Raw genomic sequence first — 13,129 nt, 5'->3', positions numbered from 1 at the left:
CAGAAATGGCCTGACGCGAGCGTGCGGAGAACGCGGCCGGCCAGCCCGGTTCGCGGACGCTTATGCCGCTGGCGGCCCAACGCGGGACCATGACCCGAGTCGAGGTCGAGTACTGCGTACCGTGCGGCATGCTGAACCGAGCACAGGACGTGGCGGGCGCCATCCTCCAGCAGTTCGGGGAGGAGGTCGAGGAGGTCTCGCTCGTCACCGGCGACGACGGCGTGTTCGTCGTCCGCGCGGACGGCGAGGTCGTCTTCGACAAGACCGAGGACGAGTTCGACGTGGACGCCATCGTCCGCGGCGTGCGGCCGTACGTTGGCGCGGAAGCGTAGGCTTCGACGCCCGGCGTCCGGATTTTTCTTCAGCGGTCGAGCCGACAGGACAGCAGCGCCCACGCTCCGCCGCCGAGCTCGTCGCCGGTCGTGCGCTCCTCGCGGACCGAGAACCCGGCGTCGCGGAGGTGCTCGCGGGTCGCCTCGAGCGCGGGGAAGCTCCACTCCATCGCGGCGCCGGCGTCGAGCCAGTCGTCGTTGCGGCCGGCCCACGCCTCGCGGCCGGCGGTGAGGAGCAGCCGGCCGCCGGGCCGGAGGACGCGCGCGAACTCCCGGTAGACGTCGGGGTGGTCCGCGGTCGGGACGTGGATCACCGAGTGGAACGCGGTGACGGCGTCGACCGCGTCGTCCGCGACCGGGAGGGACGTCAGGTCGCCCGCGGCGACCGGCGCGTGACGGCGCGCGAGGCGGAGCTGCGCCATGGACAGGTCCACCCCGACCGCCTCGACTCGGTCCTCGTCCACGAACGCCTCCAGCACCGCGCGGCCGGCGCCGCAGCCGGCGTCGAGCAGGCTGACCCGCTCCGTCGCGGCGCCGTCGTCGCGGGACGCCGCCTCCTCGGCCAGTCGCTCGCGGAGGTCGCTCACGGCCGCGCGCTCGACCGCGTCCGGTTCGCGCGCCGCGTCGTAGGCGGCCGCGAGCGCGTCGTACCCCTCGCGGACCGTCTCCCTGTCCGCTTCGGCTGCCCCGTCCGCTCCGCCGGTTCCGTCGGCTCCGTCGTCGCTCACGGCCGGGCGTTCAGCCGGTCCCCTCAAGGCTCTTGTCCCGGCGTGCGAGTCGGTTCCACGGCGCCGAAGAGCAACCCTTAGGCGCGCCGCGAGTCGAGTCGGCGTATGAACGAGACGGCGGCGGACGCGTCGGGGGCGACGGGGTCCGGTGGCGCGGCGGGGCCAGCGAGCGGGGACGAGGCCCTCGCCGCGCGCGGCGTCCGCAAGGCGTACGGCGAGACGGTCGCGCTCGACGGCGTCGACCTCTCCGTCGAGCGCGGCGAGGTGTTCGGCCTGATCGGGCCGAACGGGGCGGGCAAGACGACGCTCGTGCGCGCGCTGACGGGGACGACCGACGCGGAGGGCGAGGTCCGCGTGCTCGGCGCGGCGCCGGGCGGCGTCCACCCCGCCCGCGTGGGACTGCTCCCGCAGTCGTTCGACCCGCCCGAGCGGCTGACCGCGCGCGAACTCGTGGACTACTACGGCGGGCTCTACGACGACCCGCGGGACACCGAGGAAGTGCTCGCGGACGTGGGCCTCGCGGACGACGCTGACGCGTGGTACGAGACGCTCTCGGGCGGGCAAAAGCGGCGGACCTGCGTCGCGACCGCCCTCGTCAACGACCCTGAGGTCCTCTTTCTGGACGAGCCGACGACCGGCATCGACCCGGCGGGCCGCCGGAGTCTCCACGCGCTGATCGAGGCGCTCGCCGACGACGGCACGACCGTCTTCCTGACGAGCCACGCGATGGACGAGGTGGAGCGGCTCGCGGACCGCGTCGCCCTGATCCGGGACGGCGCGGTCGTCGCGACCGGAACGCCGGCCGGCCTGATCGCCGACCACGGCGGCGCGCCCCACCTCGACGTGGAACTCGCAGTCGACGGGGACCGCGAGGCGAGCGGTTCCCTCGACCCGGAGACCGCGGCCGAGCGCGTCCGCGAGCGGGGCGGTGACGACCGGGGACTGGCGGTCGAGACGACCGACCGCGGCCTCCGGTTCTCCGGCGTCGAGCCGGAGGGGATCGCAGCCGTGGTCGACGCGCTCGGGGACGCGGGCGTTCCCTTCGAGTCGCTGTCGTGGGCGGAGCCGACGCTCGAGGACGTCTACCTGGAGCTCACCGGCGAAGCGTACGCGCCGCGGGGGCGTGACGCGGGGCCGGGAGTATCGAGCGGCGACGGGACCGAGCCGACCGACGGAGGGGCGCGATGAGTCGCCTCGGGCGCGTGCGGGCGGAGGCGACCGCGGCCGCGCGGTCGTTCCTGCGCCGGCGGACGGCGGTGTTCTTCACGTTCTTCTTCCCGGTGATCCTCGTGGTCATCTTCGGCGCGCTGGTGCGGACCCAGCCCACCGGTGGCGGCCTGTTCGCGGAGCCGGCCGGCTACTACCTGCCGGGCTACCTCGCGGTCGTGGTGCTGTTCACGCCCCTGTCGCGCGTCGGCTCGGAGATCGCGCGCCACAGGGACGGCAACCGGTTCGAGAAGCTGTCGACGACCCCCCTGACGCGGACGGAGTGGCTGCTCGCGCACACGGTCGTCAACGTCGCCATCATCGGCGCGGCGAGCCTCCTGATCTTCGGGCTGGTGCTCGCCGTGACCGACGCCGCGGTGCGCGCGACGCCCGCGCTCGCCGTCCTCCCCGTCTTCGTCGTAGTCGGCGTGGCGACCTTCTGCGGGCTCGGGGCGCTGCTCGGCGCGGCCGCGGACTCGCAGGACGGGGTGATCGCCGCGAGCAACACGGTCGCGCTCCCGCTGTTGTTCCTCTCGGAGACGTTCGTCGCGCCGTCGATGCTGCCGGGCTGGTTCCTGCCGCTGGTGAACCTCTCGCCGCTGACCTACTTCGCGCGCGGCGTGCGGGCGATCACCTACGACGGTGGAGCGTGGCTCGGCGACCTCGCGGTGCTGTCCGCGCTCGCGGTCGCGCTGCTCGCGGCCGGCGCGCTGGCGCTTCCCCGGACCGACTGACCCACGACACCGACGACCCGCAGTTCTCTCCGTTCTCGCGGTTTTTAAGGCCCCGCTGGTCCTCGGTGCGCGTATGAACGAGACGCTCCAGCGGATCGAGGACTCCGGCGTCGTCGCCGTGTTGCGCGGCGTGCCCGCCGACCAGCTCATCGACATCGCGGACGCGCTGCGCGAGGGCGGCGTGACCGCCATCGAAGTGACCGCGGACACGCCGGGCGTCGTGGACCTGATCGACGAAGTGTCCTCGAGCTTCGCGGACGGCGAGACGACCATCGGCGCCGGCACCGTCATCGACGCGGAGACGGCCCGGAACGTCCAGCTCGCTGGCGCGGAGTTCGTCGTCTCGCCGAGCCTCCACGAGGACGTGATCGAGACGTGCAACCGCTACGGCACCGTCGTCGCGCCGGGCGTCATGACGCCGACCGAGGCGATCACCGCCTACGAGGCGGGCGCGGACTTCGTGAAGGTGTTCCCGGCCGCGACGGTCGGGCCGGGCCACGTCTCCGCGATCAAGGGCCCGCTCTCGCAGATCCCCATCATGCCGACCGGCGGCGTCGGGCTAGACAACGCGGGCGAGTTCGTCGATGCCGGCGCGTTCGCGGTCGGCGCGGGCTCCGCGCTCGTCGACTACGACGCCGCGGAGCGCGGCGACTTCGCGTCCATCACGGAAACCGCCCGGCAGTTCACCGAGACGGTCGCGGAGCACCGCGACTGAGCGGCGACTCGCGGGCCGGGTTTTTCTGAAAAACGGGCGGTCGCGAACCGCTACATCCCCATGTCGGCGGCCGCGTCGGGAACCGGGAGGTCGGCAGGCGCGACGCCCAGCAGTTCCGCGGCGTGGTCCAGCGCCATATCGAAGCCGTAGTAGCGCTCCAGCTCGTCGCCGTCCGCTGTCGGGCGCACCTTCAACATCGCGTACCCCTCGACGTTCTGTGCGACCGCCGCGGTCCGCCCGTCGCGCTCGAAGGCGAGCACGCGCTCGCCGTCGCGCACCTCGTAGCGTGCGGTGATCCCGTCCGCAGACGCCGTCGCGGTCTCGCTCTCGCTGTCGGCCATACCCGCCGTTCGGGCGTCGGGGTTTCGTAGCTGTCGGTCCCGGCGGCAGCCCACGCATCGAGAACCGTCTCCGACCCGCCGGTCCGCGCTACCCTTTTGTCCCCGCCGGCCGCGGTCGAGCGCATGACTGGCGAGGACGACGCCGCTGATCGCAGCGACGGCGAGGGAGCCCTCGAATACGACAAGCTCGTCCGGGACGATATCCCGCGTATCGTCCGGGAGGACGGCGACGTGCCCGAGACGCACGTCGCGGACGACGCGGAGCACGAACGGCGGCTGCGCGAGAAACTGGTCGAGGAGGCCGCGGAGTTCCGGGAGTCCGGGAACCCGGCCGAACTCGGCGACGTGCTCGACGTGCTCGACGCGGTGCTGGCGAACGCCGACTACGACCGCGAACGAATCGAGAACCTCCGGGCGGAGAAGTCCGCGGCGCGCGGCGGCTTCGAGGACCGGATCGTGCTCGACCAGGTGCGCGAGCGCGAGTAACCGCGGGGACTCGGGGGCGCGCCGCGCTACCGCGCTCGGCGCGACCGCTGTGCCTGCGCGTCGATGTAGGAGGTGTAGCCGCCGAAGACGAGGCCGATGCCGACGAGGACGCCGGCGAAGCCGGCCCAGCGGACCAGCCCGACGGTGAACGCCGCGACCGGGAACCCCACGAGGATCGCGAAGACGCCGAGGACCGCGAGCAGGGCCGCGAGCAGCGGCGACGGCTGAAGCTCGCCGCAGTGCGGGCAGATCCGCGCGTCCGCGCTGATCGCCTCCTCGCAGTTGATACAGACGACGGTCGAGCCTCGTGACACGGCCGCCGGTTCGAGCCGGTTCGCCTTACCGGTTGCCGTCTCGGCCGGCGGTGGAGGGTCCAGGTCGTCCGGTCTCAGAACTCGTCCAGCGTCGCGGTGCCGTGCTGTTGCCGGTCTTCGGGCGCGACCGTCGTCGCGATCACCTCGTCGACCTCCCCGCGGCTCTCGGCGTCACTGTTTATCGCTCGCGTGGCACCCTCACGCGTGACGTGGAGCCCCGCGTCGTCGTAGGTGTCGTACATGACCCCGCTGTTGGAGAGGATCGCGTGGACGCCGCGGTCGCGGAGGGCGAGGACGGTCTCGAGAAGCGCGCGCTGGTCCTCGCGGTCGAAGCCGCCGGCGCTGTACTCGGCGAAGTCCGCGGTCGGGCTCATCGGCTCGTAGGGCGGGTCGAAGTAGACCAGATCGCCCGGTTCGGCGGCGTCGAGCACGTAGTCGTACTCGCCCGCACGGAGCGCGTCGTCGGGCAGGCGGGAGAGGACGCGGCTCGCGGCGCGGACCTCGTCGGCGCGGACCCAATCGGGATTGGCGTAGCGCCCGATGGGCACGTTGAACTCGCCGTCGCTGTTCTCGCGATAGAGTCCGTTGAAGCAGGTTCGGTTGAGGTAGAGCAGTCGCGCGGCCTCGTCGAGGGGATCGAAGGGCTCGCCGTTCGGGCGGCGGTTAAAGAGCGCGCGCTGCTGGTAGTAGTACGCCTCGACGGGCTTGTCGGAGCGGTCCGTCTCCGCGAACGGCAGGTCCGGGTCGGGGTCGCTCTCGGGGTCGTCGAACGCGCGGCAGCGCTCGATCAGGTCCTCGGACCGGTCGCGGACCTGGACGTAGAAGTTGTGGAGCCGGACGTTGCGGTCGTTGACGGTGCCGCGGCGGGGCTCGTGGTCGAAGAAGAGCGCGCCGCTCCCCAGGAACGGCTCGTGGTAGGCGTGCTCCGCGGGGTCGTAGGCGGCGGGGAACCGCGCGTACAGCTCGTCGAGCAGTTGGCGCTTCCCGCCTGCCCACTTGAGGATCGGCGTCGCCATCGGCTACCGGAGCGAAGCGCGCGCGGGCACAAAAAGGGGTCGTCCGCGGTCGGTCGGCCTCGCGCCGAACTACTCGGCGTCCTCGATGACGACGGTCCCGTTCGCGCGCTGCTCGTCGTTGACGTGCACCTCGACGGCGTACTCCCCGGCCTCCTCGGGGTTGTCGACGGCGGGATAGCCGAGCACGACGGTGTCGCCTTCCTTGAGGGTGTAGTCGGTGTCGAGCGTCACGTCGTAGGAGAACTCGTTGGTGTTGACGCCGCTGACGTGCGTCTCGTTGAACCCGCGGTCGAGGTCGCCGTCGCCGTCGGTGTCGACGCCGATCAGGATGGCGTCGTGAGCGGCCTCGTCGACGTTGAACCGGTCGCGGGGGTAGGTGGCGCCGACCGAGGTGAGTTCGTCGCCGGCGACGCTCTCGTTCACGGTCAGCCGGAGCGTCTGGTTGACGCCGGTCGCGTTCGCCTCGTCGTTCGCGACCGAGACTTCCTCGTCGGGGACCGCGGTGCCCTCGCCGGCGTCGCCGGCACCCGGCAGCCCGGCACAGCCGGCCAGCGCGACTATCGACACGAGCGCGAGTACGGTCAGGAGTCGTCTCACACTCGGGCGTGTGGCCCGACACCGGAAAGGCTGATGCCATAGAAATTTCCGTCACGGTCCGGTAGCGGATCGGCTCCAGCCACACATCGACACCCGGTATTTTTCATGTCACGGTACGGTCGCGGTGCGGTGCTGATGCGGTCGCGGTGCGGTGCTGATGCGGCCGCGGTGCGGTGCTGATGCGGTCGCGGTGCGGTTGCGGCCGCGGTGCGGTGCTGATGCGGTCGCGGTGCGGTTGCGGCCGCGGTGCGGTGCTGATGCGGTCGCGGTGCGGTTGCGGCCGCGGTGCGGTTATGTATTGAGGTCGTGGTACCGCGGCGGCGCGAGGGCGCGGAGCGCCCGGAGCGCCGCCCGCGGCCCCTTTTTGATCGACATTTTTCAAGGGCGGGTGAGCGCGCCGCTCCGCGGCGCGTGAACCCAACCGCAGAAAAAGGTCGTTATGAATGGATGGACGGACCGGGATAGCCCGGCGTTCCGACGCGGGGAATCCCGGTTGCCTCCTCCACCCCGCGACCCGACGAGCGACTGGCGTCCGGAGGTGGGCTGCTCGCTTCCGCGCCTGACCCATTGTCTCCGCCGAACCGCGACGGACCGCTCCTGCGAGCGGGCGCCACGGACCGCTGTCCCCGTCGGACGAGGCTTCCACGTTGGCTCCCGGGGCCCGTGCCGGTCTGACCGGACACCCCCGGCGTTCGGTCCCCGCTGAAGACTACCTCACGGGCGAGGGGCGGGGCCTAACCGCCCGACCTAGTCCACTCCACCGTAGACCAGTGCCCCATAAGGGCCTTTCGCTCCGCGGGTCGCGGGAGGGCGTGGGATCGGTGGCGGTTCGTTCGCGGTGGTCGGTCCGAAGTCGTGGGGAGTCCCGCTACTCCACGACCGCGCTCGCGTACGCCGCGGCCGCCGCGGCCGGCAGGACCGCGAGCGCGGTGGTCAGGGGCGCGTGCCACTCCAGCCAGCGGTACTGCTGCGGGAAGCTGAAGAGGACGGTCTCGTCGATGGCGAGCCACCACGCGGCCGCGAGGGCGAGCGTCCCGGCGCCGAGCGCGACCAGCCCGCCGGCCATCGTCACGCGGTCGACGTTGCCCCGCTCCGCGGAGGCGAACGCGACGGCGCCCACCAGTCCGAACAGCGCGATCCCGACCGCGCCAGTCGGTCCGGCCGCGTAGTAGGCGTTCAGCAGTTCCGCCCGCACGTCGACCAGCACGAACGGCAGCGCGAGGACCAACACCGTCAACAGCGACGCGACGGCGCCGACCGGGGGCGCGACCTTCCGGAGGTTCATGGACGGGGGTTGGGGCGTGGGTGCGTTAAAAAGGGCGATCCGAACCGAGATCGGGATCTGGAGGCCGCTGGCTCGGGTCGGGTACGCGGGCGTACTGCTGTGACTGATGCGAACGTGCGGAAAGCCCTCGACCGCTCGCTATACGATGGTTCTGTCTCAGTCAAGCGTTCTGCTGCGTTCACCGCGAACATCCAGAAAGCCCTCGACCGCTCGCGGACGCTCAGCGACATACCGGCGCCTCTCCGCAACACCCGGCGCCGATAGGGGTCGGCTGAGCGGCCGCGACCGGCCTCGCCCTTTCAGTCCGCCAGGGCGTGGATTGCGGAGTCGGTTGTCGCGGCCGGTTGCTCGGTGCGTCTCTGGTCCGGCTGTCGAGTCAAGCGTGGCCTCTCGCCTCCGCAGCCTCGCCGGTGGCGCGGCCGCGGAACCGCACAGCACCACAGCGCGGCCGCGCCACCGCCTCCCTCGCGCGGTCGCGGCGACGCGCTCCGCGGTCGCCGCGGCGCGCGCCGAGCGTGGGACAGCCGGTCTACCGGTCTCGTTTTTCTGAAAGCGGTTCGTGCGTCCCCGGGCTATTCCTCGTCGCTCTCGGGGTCGCTCTCGGTCGCGGGATCGTGCGTCTCGTACCACTCGGTGACCGCCTCGAGGCGGTGGATCGCGCGGTCGGGGTCGCCGACGTTGTGGTGCTCCTCGGGGTAGACGATCAGCTTCGCGTCGACGCCCGCCTTCTGGGCGGCCATGTAGAACTGCTCGGACTGCGAGGGCGGGCAGCGCCAGTCCTGCCCGCCGGCGGTGATCAGGACCGGCGTGTCGATGTTCCCGGCGTCGAGGATGGCCGAGGAGGCGTCGATGGCTTCCGGGTTCTCCCACGGCAGGCCGTACTCCGCCTCCATCCAGTTGTGGGAGTCGTCCGTCCCGAACGCCGACCGCAGGTCGTAGATGCCGTGCTCGGGCGCGGCGGCCGCGAAGAGGTCCGGCTCCTGCGTGACGATGAACCCCTGCGTGATCCCGCCGTAGGAGAAGCCGTAGCCGAAGATCCGGTCCCCGTCGGCCCACCCGCGCTCGACGAGCGAGCGCGCGCCCGCGACCACGTCCGCGACCTCGACCGTGCCCCACTGGCCGCGGAGCGTCTCCGCGAACTCCCGGCCCCGAGAACTTCCACCGCGGTAGTTCGGTCGGAAGACGAGGTACCCCCGGCTCGTCAGCGCCGCGTGCGCGAACGAGAAGACCGGCTCGTCGTAGGAGATGGGGCCGCCGTGGATGGCAACGGCGAGGGGGTGGTCGCCCGCCTCGGGGTCCACGTCCGGGTCGTGATACAGCACGCCGTCGAGGTCCCAGCCGTCCGACTCCCACTCGACGCGCTCGACCTCCGGCATGGAGAACTCCGCGATCAGGTCGTCGTTGACCCCCGAGAGGCGCGTGATCGACCCCGGCTCTTCGGGGAACCCCTCGGGGTCGTCCGCGGGATGGTGCGGCTCGGCCGCGGGCGCGTCGTCCAGGTCGGCCACGTCGACCGCGTACACGTCCGCTCCCTCGCCCGGGTGCGAGAGGACGAACGCCGCGGTCGAGCCGTCCGCGGAGACGTCGAGCGCGGAGACCGCGCGCAGGTTCCCCTGCGCCTCGAACACGCGGTCGACCGCCTTTTCGGCCGGGTCCGCCCGCACGAGCCGCGTCCGAGAGTGGTCCGCGATCAGGGTGTACACCGCGCCGTCGACCCAGTGGACGCCGCCCCCGCGAGCGACGGTCCGGTCCAGGTCCTCGGTGATCGACGCGAACGACCCCGCGCCCTCGGCGTCCGCGGCGCCGGGGTCGCCAGCGGGCTGCTCCTTGCCCGGCTCGCCGACGTAGACCTGCGTCGGGAGACACCAGTTGTCGGGGACGCTGGCGACGAACCCGAGCGTCCCGTCGCTGCGCCACCGCGGGCCGGCACACGACAGCGTCCCGTCGGTCTGTCTGACCGCCTCGGCGTCGGCCTCGGGGCGGATCGTGTACACGTCCCGCGCGCTCGTGTCGTCGGGGTCCTCGCCGCGGTAGGCGGTGAAGGCGATTCGCCCCGCCTCGCCCCAGTGGGGGTTCATGCCGGAGAGGTCCTGCTGGGCGCCGCCGCCGTAGCCGTCCTCCAGTCTGATCTCCTCGCCCGTCTCGGCGTCGACGACGAACAGGTACGTCGTCACGTCGTCCGTCCAGCCCACCCCGTCGAGTTTGTGCTGCATCCGGGTCGTCTCGACCGGGCCGCCGTCGCGCACCTGGTCGAGGTAGTCGGACTCCTCGTCGGTGGGGTCGCGCGCCGCGACGACCAGCCGGTCGCCCTCCGGACCCCAGTCGAACTCCGAGACGCCCTCCTCGCGGTCGGTCACCTGCCGGGCGTCGCCGCCGAGCGCGAGGTCGAAGACCCACACCTGCGACTTCGGTTCGTCGTCGGCGTTCTCGGGTTCGGCGGCGTCCTCCCCGTTCGTCTCCTCAGCGTCCGCCTCGTCTGCCTCGTCAGCATTCTCGTCCGTCGCGCGGTCCTGCCACCCGACGCGCCGCGCGTCGTCCTCCTCGCGGGCGGCGGTGAACGCGAGCCGCTCCCCGTCGGGCGACCACGCCGGGCTTCCGGCGTCCGACGCGCGCGAGAGGCGGTGCGGGTCGCGGGAGCCGTCCCGCGGGACGACGAACAGCGAGGTGACCGACTCGTCCTCGCTCTGGTCGTACTCGGTGGCCGTAAAGGCGACGCGGTCGCCGGACGGCGAGACGGCGACCTCGCCGACCTGCGTCAGGTCGTAGTAGGCGTCGAGCGGCAGTTCCGTCATGCAGTGACCGAAACGGGGGCTTCGGATATACGTTGGCCAACCGGAACGCCGCGGCGGGTCCGACCGCCGTCGCCGGCGGTGTGCGGGCGTCGACCGCGCACCTCCGGCGGTACGGGCCGCGGACGAAGCGGCTTAACCGACCCGCGCCGAAGCGGTCGTCATGCAGAGTTACCTCCCCTACTCGCTTTTGGCGCTCGGGGCGTACGCGCTCGTCGCGCCGCTGATGCGCTTTGCGACCTCCGGACAGAACGCGGTTCCGAGCGACGTGGCGGCCGCGATCTCGAACCTCGTGCTGGTGGCGGCCGCGCTCGGCGTCGTCGCCGCGACCGGACAGCAGGTGACGCCGCACCTCTCCGGGCCGAAGACGCCGTACGTGCTCGCGGCCGGGCTCTGTCTGGCGGTGGGGATCCTCGCCTACTACCGGGCGCTCGCGCTCGGTCCGGTGAGCGTCGTCACGCCGATCTTCGCCACCTTCCTCGTGTTCAGCTCCGTCATCGGGGTCGCCGCGCTCGGGGAGTCCCTCACCGCGAAGAAGGCGGCCGGCATCCTGTTCGCGACGCTCGGCGTCTATCTCGTCGCGACGAGCTGATCGCCCGCGTTCGGAGAGACCGCCGCACCGCCGCCGGAAACCGAACCGCGTTTTACGCCCGACGCCGACGCGGCGTCCATGAGCGTCCCCCTCGACGACCTCGCGACGGTCGCGGCCCGCGCGGCGCGGGCCGGCGGCGACCTGCTCGCGTCCCGGTTCCGCGACGGCCGCGTTCCCGGCGAGTACAAGGCCGACGACGTGAAGACCGACGCCGACGTGGCCGCCGAGGAGCGCGTCCTCGCGGTGCTCGAGGACGCGTATCCGACCCACGCCACGCACGGCGAGGAGTCGGGCCGTCGGGGCGACGGCGAGTACGTCTGGGTCGTCGACCCCCTCGACGGGACCAACAACTTCGCGGCCGGCTTCCCGTCGTTCGCGACCGCGGTCTGCTGTCTGTGCGACGACGAACCGGTCGCCGGCGCCGTCTACGAACCCCTCCCCGATTCCCTGTTCCGAGCCACGCGCGGCGGCGGTGGGACCGTTGCCCCCGCCGCCGTCGCGACCGACCCGGACCGGCCCGGAGCGGGGACGCCCCTGTCGGCCGACAGCGACGTCCCGCTCGACAGCGGGACGGTCTCACTCGTGATCGGGCTCCCCGCGATCCGCGACGCCGAGCGGAGCGCGCGGGCGGACGCGCTCGCGTCCGCGCTCGACGCGGAGTGCAAGCGCGTCCTCCAGTCGTGGTCCCCCTGCGTCGACTGGGGGATGCTCGCGAGCGGCGGCTCCGAGGCGGTCGTCTGCTACCACCCCGACCCCTTCGAGCAGTACGTCGGCTCGCTGCTGGCCGAGGAGAGCGACGCCGCGGTCCGGGCGGACGACGACGCGGGACTGTACGTGGCCGCGGCCGACGAGACGGCCGCCGACCGTCTCGCGGCCGTGGCCCGAGAAACGATCGCGCAGTAGCGATCGCGGAGTAGCGATCCGGAAGGGACGGTACCGACACGGCCGACAGAAAAGCGCCGTCCGAACAGTCGACAGAAAAAGCGCCATCCGAACAGTCGACAGAAATTTCGCTCGGAACGCGGAGTCGTCCCGCGACCGTCACTCCCCGCGCCGCTGGACCAACTTCGCGACGGCGACCACGCCGACGACGACGGGCGTCCCGAACGCGAGCAGGTACGGGGCGACGTAGGCGGCTCCGACGGCGATCGCCCGCAGCGCGGTTCCGACGCCGTCCACGGAGGTGAGGAACGCGGCGGCGACGCCGGTGTCGTACCACGCCTCGGGCTCGGTCGAGTCGCCTTCAGGGCGATCCTCCACGATGTGGACCGTGATGGTGGCGTACGCGACGCGGTCCTCAAGCTGACGCTGTTGGGCCTCGAGGCGCTCGATCTCCTCTTGAACCCGGGAGAGCTCCGACTGCACCGCGAGCACGTCCTCGGTCTCGTTGGCCCCCTCGTACAGCTCGCGAAGGCGGTCGCGCTCGGCGCGGAGGTTCGTCAACCGAGCCTCGACGTCGACCAGCTGGTCGGTCACGTCCTCGGTGTTCGTCGAGGAGTCCTCGACCTCGCCGACCGCGGTGGCGTCCGCGAACGCGTCGTCGAACGACTCGGTGGGGACGCGGAACCGCACCGTGCCGCGGGTCCACGTCTCGTTCCCGATCTCGCGCGAGCGCTGCTCGGTGTCGCTGACGTACCCGTCGTACGACGCCGCGATCGACCGGACCTCGTCGCTCGCGTCGCCGAAGCTCTCGACGTGTATCGTCGCCTCGCCGGTCCGGATCAGCTGCCTGTCGGCGACCGCGTACGCGGACCCGTCCTCGGCCGACCGGGCGTCGTCACTCCCCGCCTCCTGAGGCGCGTCTCCGCCGGCGTCCATCTCCGCGCCCCCGTCGCCGCCCGAGGGGGCGGCGTCGTTCCCGGCCCCGGCACAGCCCGCGGTCACGAGCAGCAGCGCCACCGCGACCGCGACCACCGCGCGTTGTCGGCTCATGGCTCCGAGAACGCGCCCCGCTGTGGTAAAGTATCGCAAAGCACAAACGACCGTTTGTGTCT

At 72.2% G+C, this 13,129-nt stretch carries 15 protein-coding genes and 1 other RNA gene; 7 read left to right on the top strand and 9 right to left on the bottom strand.

The genetic code is table 11. From position 1 onward, the window contains the following. Positions 1–89: 89 nt before the first annotated feature. The gene (locus tag ACQE3L_RS01885) at positions 90–332 is read left to right on the top strand and encodes an Rdx family protein (protein WP_058365313.1); all 243 of its coding nucleotides are present in this window, start codon (positions 90–92) and stop codon (positions 330–332) included. A gap of 29 nt (positions 333–361) precedes the next feature. Here the strand turns inward: ACQE3L_RS01885 and ACQE3L_RS01880 are convergent, their stop codons facing one another. Then, complete coding sequence (locus ACQE3L_RS01880; protein ID WP_426962101.1) at positions 362–1,060, bottom strand: class I SAM-dependent methyltransferase; 699 nt, start codon at positions 1,058–1,060, stop codon at positions 362–364. Between the two features lie 105 nt (positions 1,061–1,165). Between ACQE3L_RS01880 and ACQE3L_RS01875 the strand changes: the two genes are divergently transcribed. From ACQE3L_RS01875 to ACQE3L_RS01865, 3 genes are all read left to right on the top strand, one after another. Continuing rightward, a complete protein-coding gene (locus tag ACQE3L_RS01875) occupies positions 1,166–2,248 on the top strand; it encodes an ABC transporter ATP-binding protein (RefSeq protein WP_426962100.1) in 1,083 nt (360 codons plus the stop codon). After that, the gene (locus ACQE3L_RS01870; protein WP_426962099.1) at positions 2,245–3,000 is read left to right on the top strand and encodes an ABC transporter permease; all 756 of its coding nucleotides are present in this window, start codon (positions 2,245–2,247) and stop codon (positions 2,998–3,000) included. The genes ACQE3L_RS01875 and ACQE3L_RS01870 overlap by 4 nt, the downstream gene beginning before the upstream one ends. 73 nt (positions 3,001–3,073) lie before the next feature. Beyond that, the gene (locus tag ACQE3L_RS01865; protein ID WP_426962098.1) at positions 3,074–3,715 is read left to right on the top strand and encodes a bifunctional 4-hydroxy-2-oxoglutarate aldolase/2-dehydro-3-deoxy-phosphogluconate aldolase; all 642 of its coding nucleotides are present in this window, start codon (positions 3,074–3,076) and stop codon (positions 3,713–3,715) included. A gap of 50 nt (positions 3,716–3,765) precedes the next feature. Here the strand turns inward: ACQE3L_RS01865 and ACQE3L_RS01860 are convergent, their stop codons facing one another. Next, positions 3,766–4,056 carry a DUF7111 family protein gene (locus tag ACQE3L_RS01860; protein ID WP_426962097.1) on the bottom strand — a complete coding sequence of 97 codons (291 nt, stop codon included), beginning with the start codon at positions 4,054–4,056 and terminating at the stop codon, positions 3,766–3,768. A 123-nt stretch (positions 4,057–4,179) separates the two neighbouring features. Between ACQE3L_RS01860 and ACQE3L_RS01855 the strand changes: the two genes are divergently transcribed. After that, positions 4,180–4,542 carry a nucleoside triphosphate pyrophosphohydrolase gene (locus tag ACQE3L_RS01855; RefSeq protein ID WP_426962096.1) on the top strand — a complete coding sequence of 121 codons (363 nt, stop codon included), beginning with the start codon at positions 4,180–4,182 and terminating at the stop codon, positions 4,540–4,542. 26 nt (positions 4,543–4,568) lie between these two features. On the opposite strand, the gene ACQE3L_RS01850 is transcribed toward ACQE3L_RS01855, so the two are convergent. The 6 genes from ACQE3L_RS01850 to ACQE3L_RS01825 form a co-directional block, all read right to left on the bottom strand. Continuing rightward, complete coding sequence (locus ACQE3L_RS01850) at positions 4,569–4,856, bottom strand: zinc ribbon domain-containing protein (protein ID WP_426962095.1); 288 nt, start codon at positions 4,854–4,856, stop codon at positions 4,569–4,571. Positions 4,857–4,930: 74 nt separating this feature from the next. Next, on the bottom strand, positions 4,931–5,872 hold the full coding sequence (locus ACQE3L_RS01845; protein WP_426962094.1) for a DNA adenine methylase: 942 nt from the start codon (positions 5,870–5,872) through the stop codon (positions 4,931–4,933). Positions 5,873–5,941: 69 nt separating this feature from the next. Then, the gene (locus ACQE3L_RS01840; protein ID WP_426962093.1) at positions 5,942–6,469 is read right to left on the bottom strand and encodes a hypothetical protein; all 528 of its coding nucleotides are present in this window, start codon (positions 6,467–6,469) and stop codon (positions 5,942–5,944) included. Between the two features lie 445 nt (positions 6,470–6,914). Further along, an RNA gene (gene ffs / locus ACQE3L_RS01835) (signal recognition particle sRNA) lies at positions 6,915–7,227 on the bottom strand. Between the two features lie 110 nt (positions 7,228–7,337). Next, the gene (locus tag ACQE3L_RS01830) at positions 7,338–7,754 is read right to left on the bottom strand and encodes a DUF7548 family protein (RefSeq protein WP_426962092.1); all 417 of its coding nucleotides are present in this window, start codon (positions 7,752–7,754) and stop codon (positions 7,338–7,340) included. A gap of 572 nt (positions 7,755–8,326) precedes the next feature. Continuing rightward, a complete protein-coding gene (locus tag ACQE3L_RS01825) occupies positions 8,327–10,546 on the bottom strand; it encodes a S9 family peptidase (RefSeq protein WP_426962091.1) in 2,220 nt (739 codons plus the stop codon). Positions 10,547–10,706: 160 nt separating this feature from the next. Here ACQE3L_RS01825 and ACQE3L_RS01820 point away from each other — a divergent pair, with 160 nt between their 5' ends. Beyond that, the gene (locus ACQE3L_RS01820) at positions 10,707–11,135 is read left to right on the top strand and encodes an EamA family transporter (RefSeq protein WP_426962090.1); all 429 of its coding nucleotides are present in this window, start codon (positions 10,707–10,709) and stop codon (positions 11,133–11,135) included. A 78-nt stretch (positions 11,136–11,213) separates the two neighbouring features. Then, positions 11,214–12,038, top strand: a complete 825-nt coding sequence (locus tag ACQE3L_RS01815; protein ID WP_426962089.1) for an inositol monophosphatase family protein — start codon at positions 11,214–11,216, stop codon at positions 12,036–12,038. A 138-nt stretch (positions 12,039–12,176) separates the two neighbouring features. On the opposite strand, the gene ACQE3L_RS01810 is transcribed toward ACQE3L_RS01815, so the two are convergent. Further along, entirely contained in the window at positions 12,177–13,067 is an 891-nt protein-coding gene (locus ACQE3L_RS01810) for a DUF4349 domain-containing protein (protein ID WP_426962088.1), read from the bottom strand. Positions 13,068–13,129: the final 62 nt, after the last annotated feature.

It is taken from the genome of Haloparvum alkalitolerans, from assembly GCF_050122995.1.
Taxonomy (GTDB): Archaea; Halobacteriota; Halobacteria; order Halobacteriales; family Haloferacaceae; genus Haloparvum; species Haloparvum alkalitolerans.
The sequence above is the reverse complement of the archived record's forward strand: the minus strand, read 5'-3'. Positions and strand labels throughout refer to the sequence as shown.